27 protein-coding genes are annotated in these 25,310 nt (G+C 64.2%); 9 read left to right on the forward strand and 18 right to left on the reverse strand.

Features of this window, described 5'->3' with window-relative positions; all coding sequences use genetic code 11:
- Positions 1-16: 16 nt before the first annotated feature.
- The 4 genes from SDENCHOL_RS14555 to flgB are packed head-to-tail and all read right to left on the reverse strand — an operon-like array spanning position 17 to position 3,257.
- The gene (locus SDENCHOL_RS14555; protein ID WP_154717238.1) at positions 17-1,621 is read right to left on the reverse strand and encodes a flagellar hook protein FlgE; all 1,605 of its coding nucleotides are present in this window, start codon (positions 1,619-1,621) and stop codon (positions 17-19) included.
- Between the two features lie 30 nt (positions 1,622-1,651).
- On the reverse strand, positions 1,652-2,347 hold the full coding sequence (locus SDENCHOL_RS12060) for a flagellar hook assembly protein FlgD (protein WP_067170048.1): 696 nt from the start codon (positions 2,345-2,347) through the stop codon (positions 1,652-1,654).
- 49 nt (positions 2,348-2,396) lie between these two features.
- Entirely contained in the window at positions 2,397-2,804 is a 408-nt protein-coding gene (gene flgC, locus SDENCHOL_RS12065; protein WP_067170050.1) for a flagellar basal body rod protein FlgC, read from the reverse strand.
- Between the two features lie 30 nt (positions 2,805-2,834).
- Entirely contained in the window at positions 2,835-3,257 is a 423-nt protein-coding gene (gene flgB / locus SDENCHOL_RS12070; RefSeq protein WP_067170053.1) for a flagellar basal body rod protein FlgB, read from the reverse strand.
- Positions 3,258-3,505: 248 nt separating this feature from the next.
- On the opposite strand from flgB, the gene flgA reads away from it, so the two are divergent.
- On the forward strand, positions 3,506-4,204 hold the full coding sequence (flgA, locus tag SDENCHOL_RS12075; RefSeq protein WP_067170056.1) for a flagellar basal body P-ring formation chaperone FlgA: 699 nt from the start codon (positions 3,506-3,508) through the stop codon (positions 4,202-4,204).
- A 32-nt stretch (positions 4,205-4,236) separates the two neighbouring features.
- Here flgA and SDENCHOL_RS12080 read toward each other — a convergent pair whose 3' ends face one another.
- From SDENCHOL_RS12080 to SDENCHOL_RS12095, 4 genes are read right to left on the reverse strand one after another with little or no spacing between them, the layout of a single operon-like run.
- Positions 4,237-5,127 carry an Hsp33 family molecular chaperone HslO gene (locus SDENCHOL_RS12080; RefSeq protein ID WP_231912977.1) on the reverse strand — a complete coding sequence of 297 codons (891 nt, stop codon included), beginning with the start codon at positions 5,125-5,127 and terminating at the stop codon, positions 4,237-4,239.
- A 49-nt stretch (positions 5,128-5,176) separates the two neighbouring features.
- Positions 5,177-5,527, reverse strand: coding sequence for an arsenate reductase (locus SDENCHOL_RS12085; protein WP_067170064.1), 351 nt, complete (start codon positions 5,525-5,527; stop codon positions 5,177-5,179).
- A 35-nt stretch (positions 5,528-5,562) separates the two neighbouring features.
- Positions 5,563-5,979: a phage holin family protein gene (locus SDENCHOL_RS12090; RefSeq protein WP_067170067.1), complete on the reverse strand. Its 417-nt coding sequence runs from the start codon at positions 5,977-5,979 to the stop codon at positions 5,563-5,565.
- Positions 5,980-6,021: 42 nt separating this feature from the next.
- Positions 6,022-6,549, reverse strand: coding sequence for a hypothetical protein (locus tag SDENCHOL_RS12095; RefSeq protein WP_067170069.1), 528 nt, complete (start codon positions 6,547-6,549; stop codon positions 6,022-6,024).
- 183 nt (positions 6,550-6,732) lie between these two features.
- Between SDENCHOL_RS12095 and SDENCHOL_RS12100 the strand changes: the two genes are divergently transcribed.
- The gene (locus tag SDENCHOL_RS12100; RefSeq protein ID WP_067170072.1) at positions 6,733-8,697 is read left to right on the forward strand and encodes an FTR1 family protein; all 1,965 of its coding nucleotides are present in this window, start codon (positions 6,733-6,735) and stop codon (positions 8,695-8,697) included.
- 98 nt (positions 8,698-8,795) lie between these two features.
- Positions 8,796-9,530: a ribose-5-phosphate isomerase RpiA gene (rpiA, locus tag SDENCHOL_RS12105; RefSeq protein ID WP_067170075.1), complete on the forward strand. Its 735-nt coding sequence runs from the start codon at positions 8,796-8,798 to the stop codon at positions 9,528-9,530.
- Positions 9,531-9,624: 94 nt separating this feature from the next.
- Here the strand turns inward: rpiA and SDENCHOL_RS12110 are convergent, their stop codons facing one another.
- The 3 genes from SDENCHOL_RS12110 to SDENCHOL_RS12120 all read right to left on the reverse strand — a co-directional run bounded on the left by SDENCHOL_RS12110 (position 9,625) and on the right by SDENCHOL_RS12120 (position 12,225).
- Entirely contained in the window at positions 9,625-9,894 is a 270-nt protein-coding gene (locus SDENCHOL_RS12110) for an oxidative damage protection protein (RefSeq protein WP_067170077.1), read from the reverse strand.
- Positions 9,895-10,019: 125 nt separating this feature from the next.
- Positions 10,020-11,372, reverse strand: a complete 1,353-nt coding sequence (gene argA, locus SDENCHOL_RS12115) for an amino-acid N-acetyltransferase (protein WP_154717239.1) — start codon at positions 11,370-11,372, stop codon at positions 10,020-10,022.
- Between the two features lie 100 nt (positions 11,373-11,472).
- Positions 11,473-12,225 (reverse strand): 16S rRNA (uracil(1498)-N(3))-methyltransferase, encoded by a 753-nt coding sequence (locus SDENCHOL_RS12120; RefSeq protein ID WP_067170083.1) that lies wholly within the window; start codon positions 12,223-12,225, stop codon positions 11,473-11,475.
- Between the two features lie 28 nt (positions 12,226-12,253).
- Here SDENCHOL_RS12120 and SDENCHOL_RS12125 point away from each other — a divergent pair, with 28 nt between their 5' ends.
- Together SDENCHOL_RS12125 and SDENCHOL_RS12130 are read left to right on the forward strand one after the other, a co-directional pair.
- On the forward strand, positions 12,254-12,811 hold the full coding sequence (locus SDENCHOL_RS12125; RefSeq protein ID WP_067170085.1) for a thioredoxin family protein: 558 nt from the start codon (positions 12,254-12,256) through the stop codon (positions 12,809-12,811).
- Positions 12,812-12,979: 168 nt separating this feature from the next.
- Positions 12,980-13,204: a hypothetical protein gene (locus SDENCHOL_RS12130; RefSeq protein WP_083522840.1), complete on the forward strand. Its 225-nt coding sequence runs from the start codon at positions 12,980-12,982 to the stop codon at positions 13,202-13,204.
- A gap of 159 nt (positions 13,205-13,363) precedes the next feature.
- Here the strand turns inward: SDENCHOL_RS12130 and bamC are convergent, their stop codons facing one another.
- From bamC to SDENCHOL_RS12145, 3 genes are read right to left on the reverse strand one after another with little or no spacing between them, the layout of a single operon-like run.
- A complete protein-coding gene (gene bamC, locus SDENCHOL_RS12135; RefSeq protein ID WP_067170088.1) occupies positions 13,364-14,497 on the reverse strand; it encodes an outer membrane protein assembly factor BamC in 1,134 nt (377 codons plus the stop codon).
- 29 nt (positions 14,498-14,526) lie between these two features.
- A complete protein-coding gene (dapA, locus tag SDENCHOL_RS12140; protein WP_154717240.1) occupies positions 14,527-15,411 on the reverse strand; it encodes a 4-hydroxy-tetrahydrodipicolinate synthase in 885 nt (294 codons plus the stop codon).
- Positions 15,412-15,465: 54 nt separating this feature from the next.
- Positions 15,466-16,389: a histone deacetylase family protein gene (locus SDENCHOL_RS12145; protein WP_067170094.1), complete on the reverse strand. Its 924-nt coding sequence runs from the start codon at positions 16,387-16,389 to the stop codon at positions 15,466-15,468.
- 104 nt (positions 16,390-16,493) lie between these two features.
- On the opposite strand from SDENCHOL_RS12145, the gene SDENCHOL_RS12150 reads away from it, so the two are divergent.
- The 4 genes from SDENCHOL_RS12150 to mltB are packed head-to-tail and all read left to right on the forward strand — an operon-like array spanning position 16,494 to position 21,694.
- Positions 16,494-17,471, forward strand: a complete 978-nt coding sequence (locus SDENCHOL_RS12150) for an AAA family ATPase (RefSeq protein WP_083522841.1) — start codon at positions 16,494-16,496, stop codon at positions 17,469-17,471.
- The gene (locus SDENCHOL_RS12155; protein WP_231912978.1) at positions 17,468-18,469 is read left to right on the forward strand and encodes a DUF58 domain-containing protein; all 1,002 of its coding nucleotides are present in this window, start codon (positions 17,468-17,470) and stop codon (positions 18,467-18,469) included. The genes SDENCHOL_RS12150 and SDENCHOL_RS12155 overlap by 4 nt, the downstream gene beginning before the upstream one ends.
- Positions 18,456-20,609: a transglutaminase TgpA family protein gene (locus tag SDENCHOL_RS12160; RefSeq protein WP_067170099.1), complete on the forward strand. Its 2,154-nt coding sequence runs from the start codon at positions 18,456-18,458 to the stop codon at positions 20,607-20,609. The genes SDENCHOL_RS12155 and SDENCHOL_RS12160 overlap by 14 nt, the downstream gene beginning before the upstream one ends.
- Positions 20,606-21,694: a lytic murein transglycosylase B gene (mltB, locus tag SDENCHOL_RS12165; RefSeq protein ID WP_067170102.1), complete on the forward strand. Its 1,089-nt coding sequence runs from the start codon at positions 20,606-20,608 to the stop codon at positions 21,692-21,694. The genes SDENCHOL_RS12160 and mltB overlap by 4 nt, the downstream gene beginning before the upstream one ends.
- A gap of 23 nt (positions 21,695-21,717) precedes the next feature.
- Here mltB and rpoS read toward each other — a convergent pair whose 3' ends face one another.
- Genes rpoS through surE form a run of 4 tightly spaced genes read right to left on the reverse strand, consistent with a single transcriptional unit; the run spans position 21,718 to position 25,193 of the window.
- Positions 21,718-22,737: an RNA polymerase sigma factor RpoS gene (rpoS, locus tag SDENCHOL_RS12170; protein WP_067170106.1), complete on the reverse strand. Its 1,020-nt coding sequence runs from the start codon at positions 22,735-22,737 to the stop codon at positions 21,718-21,720.
- Positions 22,738-22,739: 2 nt separating this feature from the next.
- Positions 22,740-23,756: a peptidoglycan DD-metalloendopeptidase family protein gene (locus tag SDENCHOL_RS12175; protein WP_083522877.1), complete on the reverse strand. Its 1,017-nt coding sequence runs from the start codon at positions 23,754-23,756 to the stop codon at positions 22,740-22,742.
- A 2-nt stretch (positions 23,757-23,758) separates the two neighbouring features.
- A complete protein-coding gene (locus tag SDENCHOL_RS12180) occupies positions 23,759-24,442 on the reverse strand; it encodes a protein-L-isoaspartate(D-aspartate) O-methyltransferase (RefSeq protein ID WP_067170108.1) in 684 nt (227 codons plus the stop codon).
- Positions 24,443-24,446: 4 nt separating this feature from the next.
- On the reverse strand, positions 24,447-25,193 hold the full coding sequence (gene surE / locus SDENCHOL_RS12185) for a 5'/3'-nucleotidase SurE (protein ID WP_067170110.1): 747 nt from the start codon (positions 25,191-25,193) through the stop codon (positions 24,447-24,449).
- Positions 25,194-25,310 lie beyond the last annotated feature (117 nt).

Genomic DNA, 25,310 nt, shown 5'->3' on the forward strand with positions numbered 1-25,310 from the left:
GCTTCAGCAGCCCGCCTTAACGCAGGTTCACCAGCGTCTGCATGATCTGGTCCTGCGTCTTGATGCTCTGCGCATTGGCCTGGTAGGCGCGCTGCGCCGTGATCATGTTGACCAGTTCCGAGGTCATATCGACGTTGGAATCTTCCAGCGCCCCGGATTTCACCAGCCCCAGGTTGCCGGTCCCCGGCCCGCCGGGAATCGGCGAACCCGATTCGGTGGTTTCCGCCCACAGGTTGTTGCCCAGCGACTGCAGGCCGTTGGGGTTGTTGAAATTGGCCAGCACCACTTGTCCCATGTTGCGGGATTGGCCATTCGAATAGCGCCCCTGCACGATGCCATCGGAGGAAATGCTCAAGCCCGACAGCTTGCCGGAGGTATAGCCGTCCTGAATCAACTGGTTGGTGCCGAAGGCGATGCCGTACTGGGTCGTCCCCGAGAGATCCAGATCGAAGGTCAGGGGCGAAACCGCGCCGGTGTGCACATCGAAGTTCTGCGGCAACTTGACGCCCGAAGCCGGCGTCACCAGCGTGCCCGTGCCATTGAAGACCAGTTCCGTCGGCCCATTCATTACGCCGGCATCCATCGTCGTGTAGAGCTGCCACTTGCCCGGCTCCGAGGTCTTGACGTAGTACAACGACAGCGTGTGGGGGTTGCCGAGGCTGTCGAACACGGTTTGCGCCGTGGATGCCGTGTAGCTGTTGGTATTGGTGGGGCTGAAGGCGTCGATGCCGTCTGAAGTCGTGATACTGCCGGAGCCGCTATCGAAAATCTCGTCAAAACCCGTATTCGTGCCCGAAGCCGCCAGACTCACCGTGGAACCCTGGCCGAGCGCGCCCTGGCTGCCCACGCTGCGCGAGGTCACGATGAAATTGTTCGCGTTGTCGACCGTGACATCGACCTTCACCGTCGGCGCCACCGGCCCCAGACTGGAGTTGATCGCAGTCTGCAGCGCAGTCGCCAACTCTCCCGGCGAAGCGTAGCTGCCGCTGGGCAGGGTCACGCTCACGGTAACGCCATCCACGGTCACCTCGAATGCATCGTTACCGGCAGTGATCGTGTGGGGCATCGTCGGACTGCCGTTGCTGGTCAAGACGCCATGGGTCATCGACTCTGGCGGCTTGGCGCGCGAATCGAGATTCACCTGAATCTGGCTGCGCGTCGTGACTGCCGGCGGAATGGCTTCATTTCTTATCTGCAGCGGATAGATGTTACCCGGCACGATGGCGCCCGTATTCGGGTCGGCGGCGTAGCCCGTCAGTTTCAGGCCGCCGTTGTTGATGATGTAGCCCTCCTTGTCGAGCAGGAACTGGCCATTGCGCGTGTAGCTGATGCTGCCATTGTTGTCCATGCGGAAAAACCCGCCGCCATTGATGGCGACGTCCAGGGGGTTGTTGGTCGTCGTCAGGTTGCCCTGGGTGAATTGCTGACGGATACCGTCCACCTGGGCGCCGATCCCGACCGAGGAGGTGCCGCCGCCCTGCATCGAGGTCGCAAAAACATCGGCGAACTGGGCGATCGCCCCCTTGAAACCGGCGGTGCTGCCGTTGGCAATGTTGTTGCCGATGGCATTGAGCGAGGCGTTGGCAACGCTCAATCCGCTGAGTGCTTGCTGAAAGCTCATGTTCGTCTCCTGGTTGCTGAGTTTGGATGTTTAGATGATTTGCTTGACATCGGACAGGCTGACCACCATGTCCTGACTACCCACCGTCAGGGTTACCCCCTGACTGTTCCTTGCCACGCTGGTTACTGCGGCATATTCCAGCGCCGTGACATTCACGCTGTTCTCACCCTGCCTGGCGCTGAAGCTGACCGTATAGATGCCATCTGCTGCCGGCGTGCCGTTGTCGGTCGTGCCATCCCAGGTGTAATTCGACAGACCCGCGTCGAACTCGCCGAGATCCAGCGTGCGCACCACGAGACCATTCGCATCCTTGATCGTTGCCACCACCTTGTCGGCTGCGCCGGCCATCTCGATGCCGCCGATCGACTGGCCGTTTGCCAGCATCAGGTTGCTGCCCGGCACCAGCACTGCATGCCCGATCAGGGCCGCCGCCTGCAGAGCCTGGCTGTCGGTGGAATTGCCGAGCATGGCCTGCATGGTCGCGTTGAGCTTGGTGATGCCATCGACCGTGCTGATCTGCGCCAGTTGCGAGGTCATTTGCGCATTGTCGAGCGGATTCAGCGGATCCTGGTTCTTGAGCTGGGCCGTGAGCAGCTTCAGGAAACGATCCTGGGCGGAATCGGTGGAATCCAGAGATGCTGTCTTCGATCCCGTCGCCGCGCTTTTGTTTGCGCTGTTGATCGCATCGTAGAGTGCGGCATTATCGGTATTGACGCTGGTGCTCATGTCCGTTTCCTTTCGTTCTTGCCGGGTTTTACCTTATGGGGCCCGTGGCTTATGCCTGGCCGATGTTCAGGGTCTTGAGCAGCAACTGCTTGGCGGTGTTCATCATTTCGGCATTGGTCTGATAGGAACGGGACGCCGAAATCATGTTGACCATTTCTTCCACCACATTCACGTTGGGCATCGAAACGTAGCCCTGCTCATCCGCATGCGGATTGGTCGGCTCATACACCATGCGCAGCGGCGCGGCACTTTCGACCACCTGGGTGACCCGCACGCCCAGACCGCCTTCGTTGCCCACCGGCATGGCGGCAAACACCACCTGCTTGGCGCGATAGGGCTGGCCATCGGCGCCGACCAGGCTGTCGGCATTCGCCAGATTGCTGGAAACCGCGTTCAGCCGCGCCGACTGCGCAGTCAGCGCAGAACCGGCGATGCTGAAGACGTTGAACATGCTCATGAGGATTTCCTTTCAGGCGCCGGAAGGTTTTCAGGGCTGCACGGCCGCGCTCAGCGTCTTGAAGCGGCCATTGATGAAAGTCAGCATGGCTTCGAGCTGGATGGCATTCTCGGCAAAGGCCGCCCGCTCGACATCCATATTCACCGTATTGCCATCGACGCTGGACTGCAGCTCGCCGCGATACTGCACGGTCGCGCCAGACCGGTTGCCGCCCTGGCCGCCGGCCGCACCGCCCAGCCCCAGATGATTCGCATTCGTCCGCGCCAGCGGCAGGCTGCCACCGCCCGTCTTGCCCAGCGCGCCATCGAGCGCAGCCTTGAAATCGATGTCGCGCGCCTTGTAGTTCGGCGTATCGGCATTGGCGATGTTGGAAGCCAGGAGCTCCTGACGCTGCACCCGCAGGTTGAGCGCGGTCTGGTGAAACTGGAAATCCTGGTCGATGCGGTTGATCATGGTGCCTTCCTGTTTGCCGTGGCCACCTGTCGATGGCTTCGAGCATCCTTATGCAGAAACCGTGCCAACCTCCCGCCACCCGCCAAACCCGCGTCACTGCGCGCGCGGCACCTCACCGCCGGCCGGATGCTGCAGTCCCCACGCGCCGCCACCGGCAAATCTCACAGGCCTCGGCAATATTTGCCGCCCGGCCAGCCGACGGCTTGCCGAGCTTGCCACCTGCCCGCGCGCCATGGTTCAATCGCGGCATGTCACAGATCATTCAGTTTGTCCGCCGCAGCCTGTTACTGTTGCTGCTGATCGGTTCCCCCGCGCTGGCCCAGCAGGATCCGGCGCCGGTCGGCAAGGCGGTCGAGGATTTCCTCCGCATCCAGACGCAAGGCTTGCCCGGACAGGTCGAGTTCGAGATGACCGCGCTCGACCCGCGCAACAATCTGGCTTCCTGCGCGCAGTTGGATGTTTCCCTGGCCGGCGGCGCGCGCCTGTGGGGGCGCAGCAGCGTGATGGTGCGCTGCCTGGATGCCGGCGGCTGGCGCATCCATGTGCCGGTAACCATCCGCGTCATCGGCGACTATCTGCTGACGGCCCGCGCATTGACCACGGGACAGCTCGTCACCAGCGCCGATCTGGCCCGCAGCAACGGCGACCTGACCAGCCTGCCCAACGGCATACTGACCGATGAGGAACAGGCCATCGGACGCACGGCCGCCCTTTCCATCCCGGCCGGCCGGCCGCTGCGGGGCGACATGCTGCGCCAGCCGCTGGCCGTGCAGCAGAACCAAAGCGTCAAGGTGATTTCCAGTGGCCCCGGCTTCCAGGTCGCCGGCAATGACGGCCGGGCACTGAACGCGGGCGCGGAGGGTCAAGTGGTTCAGGTACGCATGGCCAACGGCCGCATCGTCAGCGGCATTGCCCGAGCGGGCGGCATCGTCGAAATCAACTACTGAACGGGGCGGCGACGCGATGCAACGGTCGCGCGTCAGTGCAACGTCTGGCCAGCGGAGGGAAACAGCTCCGCGATGATTTCGGCGCCGAAGCGGTATTCGTGATTGCAGATGTCGTCGCGCACGACGATCTCGCCGTATTCGGCAAGAATCCCGGCAACTTCCTGGTGACCCAGCGAGATCAGCATGCTGCGCACCTTGTCCTCGTCGCGCGGGCAGTGATAGTGCACCGGAATCGGCGCAAAGACCCGCAGGTCGTCCTCGGAAAACAGGCGTTCGAGCAGCGTCGTTGCCGGCAACTGCAACTCCTGCCGCTGCAGCGTCGCCGCCAGCTGCTGCACCCGGTTCCAGCCGTCGGGATCGACGGTGGCGGCATGTTCGCGCGCCGGCATGGTCTGCAGGAACAGGCCGGCGGCCTGCGCGCCATCGGCAAACAGCCACAGGCGGGCCGGCTGTTGCGCCGACTGGCTCATGAATTGCTCGAAAACCTGCGCGATGCTGCCGCCATCCAGCGGCACGTAACTTTGATAGGGTGTACTGGCAGCCGCCGTTTGCAGGCTGAACAGCAACTTGCCATCGCCCAGCAGTTCGTGCAGCGGCGCTGCCGCGACCTCGCCCTTGCTGCGCGCCATGCCGCGCAGCAGCAACTGATCCCCTGACCCCGACTGCTCGCAATCGACCACCAGCAGGGAAATCGGCCCCGTTTTCTGGCCCTGGGCCTGGAAGGTCGCGCGGCCGGGCGTCTTCAGATTGCTGCCGATGACGGCGGCAACCGCGGCCAATTCACCGAGCAAATCCCGCGTCTGCTGCGCATAGTCGCGTCCCGCGTGCATTTGCTGCCAGGTGCCGGAGAGCTGCACGACCGCGCCGCAGATGTCGAGATTCTCGAACATGAAGCGCGTGATCAGGCTTTCCGCGCTTTCCAAGCTTTCCGCACTTTCCACATTTTTCACATGGGCCGGCCGGCTCATATCGTCATGCTCGTTCGAGGCAAGCGGCAAACGACTGCGGATCGAAACCGACCAGCACCCGGCTGCCAGTTTCCACCACCGGACGCTTGATCACGCTGGGATATGCCTGCATCAGCGCCAGCGCCTCATCCTGCGAATCGACTGCCTGCTGGGCCGCCGTGAGCTTGCGCCAGGTGGTGCCGCGCTTGTTGAGCAGACTCTGCCAGCCGGCAGTCTGGCACCACTGCAGCAACCGCTCGGGCGGCACGCCGGCTTTTTTGAAATCATGGAAAACGTAGTCGACGCCGTGCGCGGCGCACCAGTCGAACGCCTTCTTCATGCTCGTGCAATTCTTGATGCCGTAGATCGTTACCATGGAAAACCTTCACCGGAAAACCAGACGGCCTGCCCTCAGATCCAGGTGCCGGGGCCGCCGGGACCTGCGGGACCGATGGGCAACTGAAAGGCCGCCCCATGATCCGCAAGGAAATAGCTGACGGCAAAGCTGAACAGGGAAATGAAGATGCTGACCAGCATGGCCGTCCACAGGCCGGTCACCTGGAAGCCGCGCACCAGCCGCGCCACCAGCAGGATCATCAGGCCGTTGACGACGAGCAGGAACAGCCCAAAGGTGATCAGCGTGAACGGCAGTGTCAGCAGGATCACCAGCGGACGGACGAAAGTATTGGCAAAACCCAGCAGCAGGGCGGCAGCGATCAGCGCGCCATGGCTGTCGAAACGGACATTGCGAAACAGATGGCTGGCCAGCCAGAGCGCGCCAGCCAGCGTCGCCCAATGCAAGAGAAAATTCGTCAGGCCGTCAAACATTCGGTTTCCACCTTCATGATTCGGCAGGCAGGCGCGCGGCCTTTACTGCGGCTGCGGGCCGCTCCAGCCGGGATGATCGAAATATTTCGCGTAGTTGCGCAACGCCTGCGCCAGTGCAATCGCCCCGGTGCGCTGGATTTGCGGCTTGCTGCGGCGCATCAGTTCGAGCGACTGGTTCATGTCGGCAAGAACTTCATGAAACGCCTGGTCGGCGCGCTCGTCCAGCTTGCAGTTGCGGACGATGTGCACAGTCTCGCGCTCGACCTTGTCCGCCAGCTCGCGATACGCCGGGCCTTGCAGCTTGTTGCCCTGAACGTCCTGCCATGACGTGTCGAGCAGGACGGCAATGTTTGCCATGCCCTGGCGCAGAACCTCGTCGGTCGCATACTTCTTTGCCTGCGCCGACGCTGCGGCCCGGGGCTTTTCCCCGGTGCCGGCACTGGCGTTGGCGCTGGCATTGGCTCGATGAGACGGATCGGCCAACGCGCCCGTCGCAGCCACGCCCATGAGCATGCCACCCAGCGTCAGCGCAATGGCAAAACGCCGTAACCGAAGAATTCCGTCGTCCATATCAGCCTCGGTGAAAAAAGCATGATTCTACAGGGCTTGCGATGCATGGTCTGCAGCCCTGGTCGCTGACGCGAACACGTCATCCCGGCGCCATCGAACATGGGTACGAAATCAAATGCGAAGCATTCTCATTTGCTATAGAATGCGTCCTTCTTTCGGAATTCACGATTCATGGCAAATCCCATGCGCCGACTTCGTTCGCACCCCCTCCTGATCCTGCGCACCCTGCTGATCCTGACCTTGCTGTCGATCGCCGTCACGACGCATGCGGCCACGCCGAAAGTCCAGACCATCTGGCAACTGCTCGATTACCTGGCGGTGGATTATGCCGGCGCGGTCGATGAGGGCCGGGTCATCAACGCCTTCGAATATGCCGAGATGCAGGAATTCTCGGCCAACGTCAGCGAGCGGCTGGCGGAATTGCCCAGCCATCCGCAACAAGCCACGCTGCGGCAGCAAGCCAAAGCACTGCAGCAACTGATCAGCGACAAATCCGCCCCAACCTCGGTGGCACGACAGGCGCGCAGTCTGGCCGAAGAGTTGCTGCAGGCCTATCCGGTGCCGCGCGCGCCGCAGGAACTGCCCGACCTATCCCAGGCTGCCGCGCTCTACCAAAGCCATTGCGCTTCCTGCCATGGCGCGACTGGCGGCGGCGACGGCCCGCAGAGCGCCGGCATGGATCCACCGCCGATTGCCTTCACCGATCTGGAGCGCGCGCGCCAGCGCAGCCTGTTTGCCCTGCAGCAGGTGATCGAGCGTGGGCTGGAAGGCACGGCGATGACGAGCTACGCGCACTTGTCCGAAGCGCAACGCTGGGCGCTGGCGTTCTATATCGGTCAATTCGCCTTCGATCAAAAAATGGCCGAACGCGGTGAAAAACTCTGGCGCGATCAGCCAGCCCTGCAGGCCGCCCTGCCCGATCCAGCCGCCTTCATCCAGGCCCAGCCGGCCAGTCTGGCCGGCTTGAGCGACGAGGCGGCCGATGCCCTGACGGCCTATCTGCGCCGCCATCCCGAACGGCTGGCCGACGCCAACATTGCACAAAATGCCGCCGGCAACAGCGCCATCCTGGCGCTGGCACGCCAACGCCTCCAGCAGACGCTCGACGCCTACGCCCAAGGCCAGCACAAGCAGGCGCGCGACATGGCGCTGTCGGCCTATCTGGATGGCGTCGAGCCGATCGAGCCGCTCCTGCGCGCACGCGATCCCGAACTGTTGGCGGCCATCGAGGCGGCCATGCTGAACGTGCGCGGCGCCATCGGCACGCAGGCCGACCAGGCCACGCTGCAGAATCGCGTCAGCGAAGCCGGCGAGGTACTCGACCGCATCGAGCTGGTGCTGACCACGCACAGCAGCGCCGACACGCTCACCGCCTTCACCGGCGCCCTGACCATCCTCCTGCGCGAAGGTCTGGAAGCCCTGCTGATCGTCGTCGCCATGATCGCCTTCCTGAAGAAGGCCGGACGGCCCGAAGCCCTGGCCTACGTCCATGGCGGCTGGATCGGCGCGCTGCTGGCCGGCGGGGCCACCTGGTTCGCCGCCACCCATCTGGTCGAGATCAGTGGCGCCAGCCGCGAAGTCACCGAAGGCCTGGCCGCGCTGTTCGCCGTCGTCGTGCTGATTTCGGTCGGCATCTGGATGCATGGCAAGAGCCAGGCCGATGCCTGGCAGCGCTACATCCATGACAAACTCTCTCACGCCCTGTCGCGCGGTTCGGCCTGGTTTCTGTTCATGCTGGCCTTCATCGTGGTCTATCGCGAAGCCTTCGAAACCGTGCTCTTCTATGCAGCACTGTGGAGCCAGGGCGAGCATCGCGCCATCCTCCTCGGCGCGGCAGTGGCCTGTCTGCTGCTGGCACTGGTGGCCTGGCTGATCCTGCGCTACAGCCGGCGCCTGCCGTTCGGCCAGTTCTTTGCCGCCAGCGCCGTGCTGGTCGCCGTGCTGGCCGTCGTGCTGGCCGGCAAGGGCGTGGCCGCCCTGCAGGAAGCCGGCTGGCTACCGGTTTCGCTCTACGCCGGGCCGCGCTTCGACCTGCTCGGCCTCTACCCGACCCTGCAAGGCGTATCGGCCCAGGTTCTGACGCTGCTCATCCTGCTCGCCGGCTTTGCCTGGAATACCCGCAACGCCCGCCTGGCCCAGGTTCGCTGAAAGCCGGCTCGCCGCCGTAAATCGTATCGTCAAGGAAACCGCTAAAATCCGGCTTCCACAACTTCACGATTCACGGCGCTGCCCGCCAGAAAGCGGTAATGAACCAGAATGAACTCAAGCAGGCCGTCGCCCGGGCGGCCAAGGATTACGTAGCGACTCATCTGCCGGCAGGCGCCATCCTCGGTGTGGGCACCGGCTCGACGGCCAACTGTTTCATCGACGAAGTCGCCGCGCTCAGGGAGCGCATCGGCGGTTGGGTGGCCAGTTCCGAAGCCACCCGCCAGCGCCTGGAAAGCCACGGCCTGCGCGTGCTCGATCTCAATGAGGTCGTCGCGCGCGGCTTGTCCATGCCGATCTATGTCGACGGCGCGGACGAGATCGATGCCGGGCTGTCAATGATCAAGGGCGGCGGCGGCGCGCTGATGCGCGAGAAGATCGTCGCTGCCGTAGCAGAGACCTTCGTCTGCATCTGCGACCAGAGCAAGCGGGTGGAAACCCTGGGCGGTTTCCCGCTGCCCATCGAAGTCATCCCGATGGCGCGCGAACATGTACGCCGTGAACTGATCCGCCTCACCGGCGGCGAGCCGCGCCTGCGCGAGGGCTTCATCACCGACAACGGCAATGAGATCCTCGATGTGCACGGCCTGGCCATCAGCGCCCCCGTTGCGCTGGAAGCCCGTCTCGAACAGATCACCGGCATCGTCTGCAACGGCCTGTTTGCGCGGCGCGGCGCCGACGTCCTGCTGCTGGCAGGCAGCCAGGGAGTGAAAACCTGCACGCGCAGCACGCCGGCAGAAAACCCGGCTGCCGCAATGACGCCTGACGCCTGCTGACACCCGCCGCCCACCGTAAACGGCAACGGGGCGGTTGTCAGTCTCCCGCCCCGTTGCCGCGTCATGCCGTCAAATTCACGCGATCTTCCATGCCTTATCGCGGTGCCACGTACCCCGTCACCTGATCGGCGCCATTGCCGAAGAAATGCTTCTCCAACTGCTCGGCGAGATACTTCCGCGCATTGGCATCCACCAGGCTGAGACGGTTTTCGTTGATCAGCATCGTCTGCAGTTTGACCCACTGCTGCCAGGCTTCCTTCGACACATTTTCAAAAATGCGCTTGCCGAGTTCTCCAGGCACCGGCGGGAAGTCCAGGCCCGGCGCCTCGCGGCCCAGTTTGATGCAATTCACCATACGAGTCATGGGGTTTCCTTTCCAGAATACTGAGCCGGAATTCTACCGCGGCACGCGGTAACGGAGTTGGTGACGGGGTTCCCGATGTTCCAATCGCGGCAGCCGGCTCACAGGTTTTTTACAGGTTCACAGTTTCACAGCGTCTTGATGAAGACCTTCGAGCGCCGCTGATAGTTGTAGAGCTCGCGCTTGGTGTCCGGCAAGGTCGCCAGATCGCTTTCGACGAAGCCACGCTCGATGAACCAGTGCGCCGTGCGCGTCGTCAGCACGAAAAGTTTCTTCAGCTTGAGCTTCTTCGCCCGCATCTCGATATGCCTGCGCAACTGGTCGCCGTAGCCGTAATGCTGGTATTCGGGCATGACCGCCAGGCAGGCCAGTTCACCGACGCGTTCGGCAGCCTTTTTGCCGGTGAATGGATACAGGGCCGCGCAGCCGACGGTGACGCCGTCGTCTTCGAGCAGGGAAAACCGCGAGATTTCCATTTCGATACGCTCGCGGCCACGCTTGACCAGCGTGCCATCCGCCTCAAGCGGTGCAATCAACCCCAGGATGGCGCCGACGTCATCCACCGTCGCCTCGCGCAGGCGGACCAGCGGCGAACGCGTCATCACCGTGCCGACACCCGCATGGGTGAAGAACTCCATCAGCATGGCGCCATCCGCATTGCGATCGAGGAAATGCACCCGGCCAACGCCGGCACGACAGGCACGCAGCGCGGCAGGCAGCACCCGCGCCACTTCCGGCGCCTGACGCACGCGCCGCGTCAGCAGCAGCCCGGCCTCATCCACGGTCACCGCCTCGAGCAACTGCCCTTTCTTGTCGACCAATCCGGGCGCGTCGCCGAGAAAAATCAGTTTTTCCGCCTGCAGGGCAACGGCCACCGCCTCGGCCACGTCTTCCAGCGCCAGATTGAAAATTTCGCCGCTGGGCGAAACCCCCAGGGGTGAAATCAGCACGACATTCTGCTGATCGAGATCCGCCTTGATTTCCTCGGCAATGATCTTGCGCACCGCGCCCGTGTAGAGATGATCGACGCCGTCCAGCACGCCCACCGGCTTGGCGGTGATGAAATTGCCGCCCGTCACGCGCATCCAGGCGCCCGCCATGGGCGTATTGGGCAAGCCCTGGGACAGCAGCGCCTCGATTTCGATGCGCGTCACGCCCAGCGCGCTTTTCACGCATTCCAGCGCCGCCGCATCGGTGACCCGCAGGCCTTTGTGAAAGCGTGCCGGCAAACCGCGCCGCTGCATTTCGGCATCGATCTGCGGCCGCGCACCGTGCACCAGCACCAGGCGGATGCCCAGGCTCGCCAGCAGGTTGAAGTCCTGCGCCAGCGCCTGAGCCTTGTCGGTGCCCAGCACCTCGCCGCCGAAGGCAATGACGAAAGTACGGCCGCGAAATGCGTGAATATACGGCGCTGCCTGGCGAACCCAGGCCACCAGGGCAGCTTCACTGATCTGCCTCGTTGCGTCCTCAATCATCGTCATGCTCGTTCCCCATGCCCGGCCAGCCTTTTCGGGGTGCTCCCGAATATCGTCACCACCACGCGCAACCACCAAAGCGCTGCGCAACGCATCCTGTCATATTTCAGAAATCGCCCCACAATGCCATCATCGCGGCCAGCGCCGCCAGCCCTGCAGTCTCGGTACGCAAGATGCGCGGGCCGAGACGCAGCGGCTGAAAACCGACCGAACGCGCCATGTCCTCCTCGGCCGCCTCAAAGCCACCCTCCGGACCAGCCAGCAACTGGATTTCACCGGCTGGCCGAGGTAGATCGGCAAGGCGCGCGCCCTGATGCGGCGATAGCAACAGACGCAGCGGCACTGCCGGCGCGCCGGCAAGATAGTCGGGCAAATCCAGCAGCTCACGCACTTCCGGCAGGCGATTGCGCCCCGACTGCTCGCATGCGGCTACCGCCACCTGCCGCCAATGAACCATGCGCCTGGCGGCACGCTCGCCCCCCAGACGCACCACGCTGCGCCTGGCCTGCACCGGCTGGATGGCCGCCACGCCCAATTCCACCGCTTTCTGGATCACCAGATCCATCTTGTCGCCGCCCGGCAGGGCCTGGATCAGCGTAACGCGCAGCGGCGCCTCGCGTTCGACCTCATGCCAGGCATCCAGCCTGGCCAACAGCCTGCGGCCGGCGCCGGAGCCAGACTCGACGATCACCGCCTGATACTCCCCGCCCGTGCCATCGAACAGCACCACGGCATCGCCCGCCCGCAGGCGCAGAACCTTCGCGGCATGATGCGCCACTTCGTCCGGCAAGACCACGGTGCGGCCAGGCGCCAGCCGCGCAGCGGCAGCGGTATCCGGACAGTAAAAGCGCGCTATCATCGGCCGATTATATGACGAGGAAACGGCCATGGTCAGCACCACCACCCCACTCTGCGACTTCGGCTGGCGCGCCGTTCCCTTCGATCTGACGGGAACCGACGGCCGGCGCCATACGCTCGAATCCGCGCGCGGACCGAACGGCCTGCTGGTGATGTTCATCTGCAACCATTGCCCCTACGTCAAGGCCATCCTGCCGCGCCTGCTGCGCGATACGCGCGAGCTGGCGTCACTGGGGATCGGCAGCATCGCCATCATGGCCAATGATCCGGGCGAGTATCCCGAGGATTCCTGGGACAACATGCAGCGCATCGCCCGGGAACTGAATTTCTCCTTCCCCTATGTCCTTGACGCCACTCAGGAAACGGCCCGCGCCTATGGCGCAGTGTGCACTCCGGACTTTTTCGGTTTCAATGCCCGGCTCGAACTCCAGTACCGTGGCCGTCTCGACGCCTCCCGCAAGGAAGCCGCTGACGCGGATGCCCGGCGCGAGCTGTTCGAGGCGATGAAGCACGTCGGGGAAACCGGACGCGGCCCGTCCGGGCAAATACCGAGCATCGGCTGCTCGATCAAGTGGCGCGGTGCCTGAAGCAGGGAGGAAAGAAGGAAAACGAGAAAAGGAGAAAAATACAGCCTCAAATTATATGATCTGCACCTATTTTTTTGATTTCCGGCTGCTATAATGCTCGACTGATTGGAGTAACTTCCAGTCATTGACGAAAAATTTTCCTCGCCCTCACCGACTAAAGGAATCAAAATGAAACATTCTCTCCTCGTTGCTGCTCTGCTTGCCCTGTCCGTTGCCGCTTGCGGCAAAACGGAAGCCCCGGCTGTTGAAGCTCCCGCTGTTGAAGCCCCGGCTGCCGAAGCTCCCGCAGCCCCGGCGACCGAAGCGCCGGCTGCCGAAGGCGCTGCTGCTGAAGCTCCGGCCGCTGCCGAAGCCCCGGCTGCCGAAGAAAACAAGGAAAACGCTGCGCAGTAATCAGCGTCGCGTCCCGCAAAAAAGCCAGCCCTCGGGCTGGCTTTTTTGCTTCTTGAATTCGTCATTCCATGAACAACGGATGATGAGAATGCCGGCGGCAGGGCGCGGCAACTCGCGTACCGACAACTGCCCCGCCCGTCCTGTACCCTGAGGCAACGCCTACTTCAACTGCTCCAGCAACAGCTTGAGTATCTTGCGTGCCGTGGCAGAATCATCCGGCGCGCCGTCGTGCGTCTGGATACGCACCAGGCTGGCATTGCCTTCACCCTTGACGATCACCCGCAACTGCGCCGCCGTTTTGGGATCCACCTTGTCGCTCTTCCAGAACATCATGCGCGAAAGGATGCCCTTGCTCTCCTGCTTCTTGCCCGGCTCCACATCCGCTTCCGGATCGACATAGCGGACGAAATACGTGCCCTTGGCGCGGTCCCGATCCTCGACCGTGAAGTTCACCCGATCCAGCGCCAGGCCGATACGCCGCCAGGCACGGTCAAAGGATTCCTGCACGGTCAGCACATCGCCGGACGCACTGAGTCTGGCGCGATCTTCGGTTTGCTGCGGACTGGCCAGCATGGTCTTGGCCCGCTCGCCATCCACGCCCAGACGCACCATCAGGCGCTGCAGCATTTCCGCCTCCAGCTCGGGATCGGCAGGACGCGGCTGCCAGCGCGTCTCGCTCTTTCCTTCATTGGTGTAGATCTCCATCATGCCGCGATGGCTGATGTAGATTTCGGTCGTTCCCGGCGTGCTTCCCTGCTCCAGACGGGTGCGGAACTTATCGCGCTCGGCGGTCGAATAAAGGAAATCCAGCGCCTTGCCGATCGTACCGCGGATGAAGTCCTGCGGCAGCTTGGCGCGGTTTTCATTCCAGTCGGTTTCCATGACGCCGGCCTCGGGCATTTCAGTGACCAGCGAAAAACCGATACCCTGCCAGAATTCCTTCAACGTCGGCCAATATTTATCCGGCGTACCCGGGGCGACCAGCCAGCGCTGCGTGCCGTCGCGCTCGATACGAACGTTGTCTACCTGCGGCAGCACGCCGGCATCGCTGCGGCGTGCCAGCAAGCCGCGTTCGTCGCTGTATTCCGAGAAAGTCGTCGCCGCCTTGCCGGCGTCGGGAATCGCATAGCGCTCGTCGCGCGCCGGCGACGTCAGGTCGGGTGGCACTTCCAGCGTCGGCAGTTTGCCGGCGGACTTGTAGTCGATCTTCTTCGATTCGATCAGGGTGCCGCTGCAACCTGCCAGCACCAGGGCGGAAATTATCAGTGACGACAACAGCAGATTGGGCTTCATGCAGACCTCTTCACTCTTCAAACGGCAAATCAGGTATCGAGAGAAATATCCGCCTCGTTCAGCGCGAGGCGCAGACGCTCGTGATATTCGACAGCAAACGGCGTCAGGGGCAGACGCAAACCGTCCATCATTTTACCCATGCGCGCCAGCGCCCACTTGACCGGAATGGGATTGGCTTCGAGAAACAGATTGCGATGCAGGCCCAGCAGACGAAAATTGATCTCGCGTGCCCGCCGCACGTCGCCGGCCAATGCCGCCACGCACATCTCGTGCATCAGACGCGGCGCCACATTGGCGGTGACCGAAATCGTCCCATGCGCGCCAAGCAGGATCAGCGCCAGTGCGGAAGCATCATCCCCGCTGTAGATGGCAAAACCCTGCGGCGCGCGCTTGATCAGATCGCTGCCGCGCTCGATGTTGCCGGTGGCGTCCTTGATGCCGACGATGCCCGGCACCTGCGCCAGACGCAATGCCGTCTCATTCGACAGATCGCAACTGGTACGGCCCGGCACGTTGTAGAGCACCAGCGGCAGGTCGACGGCCTCGGCAATCGTCCTGAAATGACGATACAGACCCTCCTGCGGCGGCTTGTTGTAATAGGGCACCACCGACAGGTGCGCCGTCGCGCCCACATCCTTGGCAAACTGCGCCAGCTCGATGGCTTCCGCCGTCGAGTTGGCGCCGGTACCGGCGATCACCGGCACTCGCCCGGCGGACTGTTCGACGGCCGTCTGGATCAACTGGCAGTGCTCTTCGACATCGACCGTCGGCGACTCGCCGGTCGTGCCGACCATGACCAGGGCATCCGAACCCTCCGCAATATGCCAGTCGATGAAACTGCGCAGACGCGGCAGATCGAGGCTGCCGTCCTCGAACATCGGGGTGGCGATGGCAGGTATGGAACCGGTGATCATTGGGGAGGTAGATATCGAAAAGGGGAAATTTTACTCGAAACCTTCTGCAACCTTCTATAAATCGGCCAGAACCTTGATGTGCGCGGCGACGCTGCGACCGAGGGCCGACAGGGCGTAGCCCCCCTCCAGCATGGACACGATGCGCCCCTGCGCCGAGTCGGCGGCAATGCGCATGAGCTGCTCCGTCACCCAGGCGTAGTCGGCCTCGACCAGGCCCAGCGAGGCCATGTCATCCTCTGCGTGCGCATCGAAACCAGCGGAGATGCAGACCAGTTCGGGCGCGAATTCACGCAGGCGCGGCAGCCAGAGCGTGCCGACCACTTCACGAAAGCCCTCGCCCCGCGTGCCCGCCGGCAACGGCACATTGAGCATGTTGGCAGCAGCATGCCCGGTGCCGCTGTATGGGTAGAAAGGATGCTGGAAGCTGCCGACCATCAGCACATCTTCCCTGCCGGCCAGTATCTGCTCCGTGCCATTGCCGTGATGCACGTCGAAATCGACCACGGCGACCCGCTCGAGTCCCCAAGCCTCGATGCCGTGCAGGGCCGCAATGGCAATGTTGTTGAAAAAACAGAAGCCCATGGCGCGCGCGCGCTCGGCATGATGTCCGGGCGGACGCACGGCGCAGAAAGCATTCGCCACCTGCCCCTGCATGACCAGATCCGTCGCCAGCACACCGGCGCCGGCCGCCCGCAATGCGGCATTCCAGGTACCGGGGCTCATGGCGGTATCCGGATCGAGATGCACGATGCCCTGCTGCGGCGCGCTGTCGGCCAGGGTTTCGAGATAGGGCCGGGCATGCGCGCGCAGCAACTGCTCCATGCTCGCCTGCGGCGCCTCATGGTATTCCAGATGAACGTCCAGGCCGGCGGCGATCAAGCGATCGTTGATGGCATCGAGGCGATCCGGACATTCCGGATGTTGCGCCCCCATGTCGTGCAGCCGGCAATCACGATGGGTGACGAAGGCAGTCGTCATGTTTTCATGTATCTCATCTATCGATACGATGTTTCCGATACCATCGGAAAGTGGAACTGCATTATGCTACGTTTCACCCCGCCAACAACCCTTGCCCGTCTTGCATGTCCTCTATCTCCGCCGCCCTTGCCCGCTCCACGCACCCCGATCGTCCGCTGCTTGCCGGAACCGAGGAAGTCCTGCGCCAGGCAGGCAAGATCATTCTCGGCAAGGATCATCAACTCCGCCTTGCCCTGGCCTGCCTGCTGGCGCGCGGCCATCTGCTGATCGAGGATTTGCCCGGCGTCGGCAAGACCACCCTGGCCCATCTGCTGGCGCGCCTGCTCGGCCTGCAGTTCCAGCGCATCCAGTTCACCAGCGACATGCTGCCGGCGGACATCCTCGGCGTCTCGGTATTCGAGCGCGACAGCGGCGGCTTCACGTTTCACCCCGGCCCCATCTTCGCCCAACTGGTTCTCGCCGACGAAGTGAACCGCGCCACACCCAAGGCGCAGAGCGCGCTGCTCGAAGCCATGGAAGAACGCCAGGTCACCATCGACGGCGTGACGCGGCCGTTGCCGCTGCCTTTCTTCGTCATCGCCACGCAGAACCCGCTGCACCAGATCGGCACCTTCCCGCTGCCGGAATCGCAGCTCGATCGTTTTCTGATGCGCATCGAGCTCGGTTATCCCGAGCGCGCGGCCGAACGTGAACTGCTGCGCGGCAGCGACCGGCGCGAAATGATCGGCGAACTGCAGCCCTGCCTGTCGCCGGACGAGCTGGCCGAGCTGCAGCGCCAGGTCAGCCAAATCCAGGCCGCCGATGCGCTGATCGACTACGTTCAGGCGCTGGCCATGCATACCCGGCTATCGTCCGACTGGCAGACCGGCCTGTCGCCGCGTGCCGCGCTGGGTCTGCTCCACGCCGCGCGCGCCTGGGCGATGCTCGCCGGACGCCAGCACGTGCTGCCGGAGGACGTGCAGGCCGTCCTGCCTGCCGTTGCGCCGCACCGCTTGCGTCCAGCGGAAACCAGCGGCCAACTGCAGCGCCTCGACGCCACTGCCATCGCACAGCGCCTGATCGAGGCCGTGCCGCTGCCTTGACGGCTCGCCCGGGCATGTCGCTGAAAGGCTGGCTGCAGGAACGCTTCTACCGCTGGGCCCTGCGCGGCAAGGCACCCGAAGCCGCGCCCATCCTGCTCTCGCGGCAGCGCGTCTACGTGCTGCCGAGCGCCCAGGGACTGGCCTTTGCCGGCATGCTGATCCTGATGCTGGCAGCCACCATGAACTACGCCCTGAGCCTGGGCTACATGCTGGTTTTCCTGCTGGCCGGGCTGGGCGTCATGAGCATCATCCACACTTTCCGCAATCTCGTTCAACTGCGCATCAGCCCCGGCCGTTGTCCGCCGGTATTTGCCGGCGAAAACGCACACTTCGGCCTGCTGCTGGAAAACCGGCGCGAGACGCCGCGCCCGGCAATTCAACTGCATCTGCCGGGTCAGCCGCCACTCAGCGTCGATGTGCCGGCCAATGGCAGCATCGAAGCGCGCCTGGCCCTGCCGGCAGCCCGACGCGGCTGGCTGGCGCTGCCACGCGTCACGCTCGCCACCACCTACCCGCTGGGGCTGATCCGCACCTGGGCGTATGCCGCGCCGGCGGCAAGCTGCCTCGTCTATCCGGCGCCGGCGCGTCATGCGCCCCCTTTTCCCGTCACGGCGGACGATAGCGGCAACAGCAGCAGCGCGGCCCTGGCCGCAGGCATGGACGACTTTGCCGGCTTGCGCGGCCATCAGCCCGCCGATCCGCCCCGGCACATCGCCTGGAAGGCCGCCGCCCGCCAGCACGACGAACCACTGCAGACCAAGCTGTTCAGCGGCAGCGCGACGCAGGAGCTGTGGTTCGATTGGGAGAGTCTGCCCGCGGCGGTGGACACCGAACAGCGTCTGGCCATACTGACGCGCTGGGTCTGCGATGCGCATGGCGGCGGACAGCGCTGGGGCTTGCGTCTGCCCGGCCTGCCCGGCGGCCGGATCGCGCCGGCCGATGGCGAAGCGCATTTCCATGCCTGTCTCAAAGCGTTGGCGCTGCATGGCACGCACTGAAGCCGCCGGCAAAACGGCCCGCAGACCAACCCAGCCGCTGCAGACCGGGCAACTGCGCTGGCTGCTCGCCATGGCCGCCTGCTGCGAGCTGCCGCTGTTGCCGCATCTGCCGGAATGGCTGGCCGCCCTGTGCGTGCTGCTGCTGATCTGGTTTGCCGTTCTGCACTGGCGGCGCATTTCGCCAGCGGCGATGACGACATCTGGACGTGGCCCCAAGCTGCCCGGCCCCTGGCTGCTGACGCCGCTGGCGCTGATCGGCACGGCCGCCATCGGCATCCACTATCACACACTGTTCGGCCGCAGCGTCGGCGTCGCCCTGCTGGCCCTGCTGTGTTCGCTGAAGCTGCTGGAAGCCCGTACGACGCGCGATGGCTTCGTGCTGGTGCTGCTGGGCTGCTTCATGCTGCTCGGCCAGTTCTTCCATAGCCAGGGCATGACGGATGCCGTGCTGATGCTGGCCGGCGTGCTGGTGGTCACCGCCACGCTGGCGATGCTCAACTATCCGCGGCATGAAACGCTGCCCGTCCTGCGCCTGGCCGGTCGGCTGCTGCTGCAGGCCATGCCCTTGATGCTGGCCCTGTTCGTGCTGTTTCCGCGCATCCAGGGGCCGCTGTGGGGACTGCCGGCCGATGCCTTTGCCGGCACCATGGGACTGAGCGACAGCATGTCGCCGGGCAATATCGCCCAGCTCAGTCAATCCGGCGCGGTCGCCTTCCGCGCCCGCTTCGGCGGCGAATTCGACGGCCGCGCGCCGGCTCAGTCCAGCCTCTACTGGCGCGGCCCGGTGCTGAACAATTTCGACGGCCGCACCTGGACCGTCAGACAGCAACCTGCGCTCACCGAACTGCCCTACGCGCCGACCGGCAAGCCGGTCGAATACAGCCTCACCCTGGAGCCGCACGACAAGCAATGGCTGTTCGCCCTCGACTTGCCAACCATGTTGCCGAGCGATACCAGCATGAGCGGCGATTTCCAATTGCTGGCGCGGCGGCCGGTACGCGGCCGCATGCGTTACGAACTGCGCTCGGCATTGCCGATCGGACCGATCGCGCCTCGCGCGCCGACCACGACCGCCGAGGACAACCGGCAGGACGCCGCATTGAAAGCCGCGCTGCAACTGCCCGCTGCCTACAACCCCCGCACCCGGGCGCTGGCCGCAAGCTGGCGCAAGGAATTGCGCGGCGACGCGCGCGCCATCGCGCAGCGCATGCTCGACTATCTGCACGACGAGGATTTCTACTACACCCTGCGCCCGCCCCTGCTGGGCGCGAACAGCGTCGACGAACTGCTTTTCGAAACGCGGCGCGGCTTTTGCGAGCATTACGCCGCCGCCTTCGTCTTCATGATGCGGGCCGCCGGCATTCCGGCGCGGGTCGTCACCGGTTACCAGGGAGGCGAGTTGAATCCGGTCGACGGTACGCTGATCGTGCGCCAATCCGACGCCCATGCCTGGGCCGAAGTCTGGTTCGCCGGCGCTACAGGAACCGTGGGAACCGCGGGAACCATGGAAACCGCAGGCCCCGGCTGGCAACGCGTCGACCCTACCGCCGCCATTGCGCCGATGCGCGTCGAACGCAGCCTCGCCGATGCCTTGCCGGCCGGGGAGCGGGAAATCCTGCCGCTGATCACCCGTCTGCCCTTTCCCTGGCTGCGCGACGTGCGCCTGCGCCTGGATGCCCTGAGCAATACCTGGAATCAATGGGTCATCGGCTACAACCAGCAACGCCAGCGTAACCTGCTCGACAAACTGGGCGTGGATGCCGGCGACTGGCGGCAGATGAGTCTGCTGTTCAGCGTACTGAGCGGCGTGCTGATGCTGGGCCTCCTGGCCTGGGCGCTGCACGTGCGCCAGACCGCCGATCCGGTCGTTGCGGCCTGGCAGCGACTGTCGAAAAAACTCGCGCCGCTGAACCTGGCCAGACACCCCTGGGAGGGACCGGAAGCCTATATGCGCCGCATTCATGCGAGACTGCGCGCCGAAGAAAAAACCGCCGCGCCGGCCGACCGCCAACGCGCCGAAGCCGTCGCCGCCATCGCCGATCTCTACATACGCCTGCGCTATGCGGCAGACGCCGCGCCGCCCGCGCAGCGCAAAGCCTGGCTGCGCGAACTCGAACAACGGATTGCCCGCTTCAAATGACTGCTCACCTCTCCTGCCTGCGTCCTCTGGCCAGCGTCCTGCGCTGGCTCGCACTGTTGCCGGCTGCCGGCAGCGTCCTGGCGGCCGCGCCCCAGCCACCGATACCTTACTCGGAGAACGGCGAAGTGCGCGCCTTTGTCGGCGAAATGCAGGACAGGCATGGCTTCGACGCCGCCGCGCTGCTGCAAACCTTTGCCGAAATTCATCCGCTCAACGCCGTGATCAAGGCGGTCATGCCGCCCAAGGATCCGCAGGTCCGCTCATGGAGCAACTACCGCGCCCGCTTCGTCGAAGCTTCCCGCATCGACGCCGGCCTGCGCTTCTGGCAGGAACACCAGGCCATGCTGACCGCCGCCGGTCGCGACAGCGGGGTACCCGAGGAATACATCGTCGCCATCATCGGCATCGAAAGCATCTACGGTCGCCACATGGGCCGCTTCAACACGTTCGCCGCACTCGCCACGCTGGCGTTCGACTACCCGGCAATCAACCCTCTCACCGATGCGGATCGCAAGGCGCTCTTTCGCGGCGAGCTCGAAGCCTTGCTGCTGCTGGCCCGCGAAACCCGGCGCGATCCACTTTCCTATCGCGGCTCCTACGCCGGCGCCCTCGGCCTGCCGCAATTTCTGCCGAGCAGCATCCGCAACTTCGCGCGCGACGGCGACGACGACGGGCGCATCGACCTGGAGACGAATCCGGCGGATGCCATTGCCAGCGTCGCGAATTTCCTCAAGCGCCATGGCTGGGAACCCGGTGGCACGGTGGCCGTACCGGCGCTGGTCAGCGGAGATGGCCACAATGAATTGCTTGCGGAAGGCATCCTGCCCCGACGCAGCGTCGGCGAGCTGGCCGGCCATGGTGTGACCACTGCCGAATCATCGCCCCTGATCGCAAATGCGCCGGCAGCGCTGATCGATCTGGTCACCCCCGGGCAGGCAACCGAATATCGCCTCGGCCTGCGGAATTTCTACGTCATCACGCGCTACAACCGCAGCAGCTTCTATGCGGCGGCAGTGCATGACCTGGCGCAAACGCTGCGCGCGGAACGCAGCGTGCGGACTACGCCGCGCGAAACCGATTACTGATTACGGATGAACACGCAGCCGGCTCAAAGCAAGCCTTCCTGCGTGTAGCCCTCGCGCGCCAGCTTGCTTCTCAGCTTGCCCAGCGCCTCGACCTGGATCTGGCGCACCCGCTCCCGCGTCACGCTCAGATCGAGCGCAAGCTGTTCGAGCGTGAATACCTCGCAGCCATTCAAACCATAGCGCCGCTCCAGCACATAACGCTGCTTGGCGGAAAGCTGGTCGATCCACTCGGCGACCTGACGGCAGATCTCCGCGTTCTCGAACTGGTTTTCGGGATTGCAGCCAGGATCGGCAGCAATGGCATCAGCCACCGAAAGCTCCGGATCGACGTCGAGCGGCGCATCGAGCGAGGCGGTATTTTCATTGAGCGTCAGAATGTGCCGCACATCCTCCACGGGTTTTTCCAGCAGGCGGGCAACTTCTTCCATGCTGCTCAGCCTGGCTGTCCCGTCATGCAATGCGTCCGCCGGATCCTGGGCATCGAGCTGGCGCAGCGCGCGCAGCACGAGGTTGAGTTCCTTGACGACATGCACCGGCAGGCGGATGGTGCGCGACTGATTCATGATGGCGCGCTCGATGTTCTGGCGGATCCACCACGTCGCATAGGTCGAGAAGCGGAAACCGCGTTCGGGATCGAACTTTTCCAGCGCATGAATCAGGCCGAGGTTGCCTTCCTCGATCAGGTCGGCCAGGGTCACCCCGCGATTCAGGTAGTGCTTGGCGATACTGACGACCAGACGCAGGTTGGAAACGATCATCTTCTGCCGCGCGTCAAAATCCCCCTGCACCACGGCCCTGGCCAGCGCCAATTCTTCCTGGGGCGTCAACAAGCGATTGGCGCCGATATCGTCGAGATAGAGCTGGGTAACGTCGTTGAGGAATTCGCCGTGCGAGGACTCCGCGCCATCGGGTGACAGATCCTTGCCGCCGACCCGCCCGCCGCAGCCTGCGTTTTCCTCGTGACTGCCGTATCCGGCGATGCCATCGACACCTCGCGTTCCGGACCGATCGGCTGCAGCATCCGTTTCGCGATGTTTACCCATGGTCAGCGCGCCGGTAGAAATTTCAGTGGATCGACGGGTTTGCCCTGCTGGCGGATTTCAAAATGCAGCTTCGGCTGATCGGCATCGCTGTCGCCGATCTCGGCGATTTTCTGTCCCTTGCTCACCGCCTGCTCTTCCTTGATCAGAATCCGGCTGTTGTGCGCATAGACGGAAAGCAGCGCGTTGTTGTGCTTGACGATGACGAAATTGCCATAACCGCGCAGGGCGCTGCTCACCAGGATCACCTTGCCGGCGGCAGCGGCGAGCACCGGCTCACCGAACTTGCCGGCAATATCGATGCCCTTGTTGCCGCCCTCGACGAACCCGGCGAGCAGCCTGCCATTGCCGGGCCAGACCCAATCGGGCTGGCCGGATACGGCAACGCCGGACTGCGGCCTGGCGGCCGGCGGCGTTGCCTGTGCCGCCGCCGGCGGCGCGGCGGCAGCGACCGCCGGTACCACGGCAGGCGCGGCAGCCACTTCTTCCTGCTGCAGTTTTTCCAGCGCCTCCGCCGAATACGGCAGCTTGCCGCCCTTCGGGGCGTGCTTGAGCGGATCGCCGGCAGACGCGGCAGCGCTCGCCGGCGCAGCCGGATGCTGTTCCGCGCCAGCCGCCGTCGACTCGATACCACTGACCATGCTGACGGGTTTGGCAACCGCCACCGCTTCGGCTTCACCCGCAGCAGTTCCTTCTCCTCCCGCTCCACCCTCTCCCGGCGGCACGACGCGCAACACTTGGCCAATTTCGATCCTGCCCGGATCGGCCAGGCCGTTCCAGGCGGCAAGATCGCGGTAGGACTGGCCGTGATCGAGCGCGATGGCATACAGGGTATCGCCCTTCTTGACGCGGTACAGGCCGGGACCGAGCGGCGCCGGCTCTGCTGCGGCAGCCGGCATGCCGCCCGTGCTGCGTTCGATCACCGGCGCCGGCGCCGTGCTGGCGCAGGCCGACAACAACACTGCTGCCGCCAGCAATGCGCCGGCGACAGCGAAACCCGATGTATGGCGGCGCTGCCTCATGTTCATTCGACTCCTGCAACCAGCGGCACGAAGCGTACCGCATCGTAGTGCGTCTCGCGAAAACCGCTGCCGTCCGCGTTGCGCTCGACCAGCACCAGTATCTGCTTGCCACCGCCGCCGGCCAGCGGCAGGATCAGGCGCCCCCCCGGCGCCAACTGATCGAGCAAGGTCTGCGGAATGCGCGAGGCCGCTGCAGCGACGATGATCGACATGAAAGGCGCGGCTTCCGGCAGGCCAAAGCTGCCGTCCGCATGCTTCATGCGCACATGGCCGAGGCGCAACTGCGCAAGATGCTTGCGCGCCCGCACCAGCAGGGCATCGATGCGTTCGATGGCGTACAGCTCGCGCGTCAGCAGCGCCAGCACCGCCGCCTGATAACCGCAACCGGCACCCACTTCGAGGGTTCTGCCCAACTCGCGCGGCTGCGGGCCGTCGAGCAGCAGCTCGATCATGCGCGCCACGACATACGGCTGCGAAATGGTCTGCTGAAAACCCAGCGGCAGCGCCGTATCCTCATAGGCGCGCGAAGCCAGCGCCTCCTCGACGAAAATATGCCGCGGCACATTGCCCATGGCGGCGAGCACGCGCTCGTCGCGGATGCCCTGTTCGCGCAAGCGCTCGATCATGCGCTCGCGCGTACGCAGGGAAGTCATGCCGATGCCGCGCAACGTTGCTGCCGTATTCATGGCATCACACCTGCTGCAACCAGCGCTGAACCAGGGGAATCTGCGCGTTATGCGTCAGATCGATCTGGATCGGCGTTGCCGAAACATGGTCGTTGGCCACGGCGTGAAAATCGGTACCGGCACTGTCATCCTGGGCAGCACCGGCGGCACCGACCCAATAGACCGTTTCATTGCGCGGCGTCCGTTGCTTGACCACCGGCTCGGCCTTGTGGCGCCGACCCAGCCGCGTGATGCGCAGCCCCTTGATCTGCTCGAAGGGCAGATTGGGCACGTTCACATTCAGCAACAGCGGTTCGCCAAAGCCTTCCTGCTGGAAGCGTTCCACCAGTTGCCGGGCGATGCGCGCCGCAGCGCCCAGATGTTCGCCGGAAAAACTGGTCAGGGAAATCGCCAGTGAAGGAATGCCGAGCAGATAGCCTTCGGTGGCGGCGGCGACGGTTCCCGAATACAGCGTGTCGTCTCCCATGTTGGCGCCCAGGTTGATGCCGGATACCACCATGTCTGGAAGGTAGTCGAGCATGCCGGTGACCGCCAGATGGACGCAATCGGTGGGCGTGCCATTGACGAAATAGAAGCCGTTGGCCGCTCGTCGCAGGTGCAGCGGGCGATCCAGCGTCAGCGAGTTGCTGGCGCCGCTGCGGTCACGCTCCGGCGCCACCACCGTGATTTCGGCAATCTCGCCGAGCTCCCGCGCAAGAATCTCGATTCCCGGTGAAAAATAACCATCATCGTTGCTGATCAATATGCGCATGAGTTTCTGTGACAAAAAATGCCGCGCCGGGAACAGGTATGTTCGGTGCCTGGGCATGCTGGCAGGAAATGGCCGGGACGCCGGACAGGCAGAATGTCCCGCTGCCTGTGCGGACAA

The organism is Sterolibacterium denitrificans, assembly GCF_900174485.1.
Lineage (GTDB): Bacteria > Pseudomonadota > Gammaproteobacteria > Burkholderiales > Rhodocyclaceae > Sterolibacterium > Sterolibacterium denitrificans.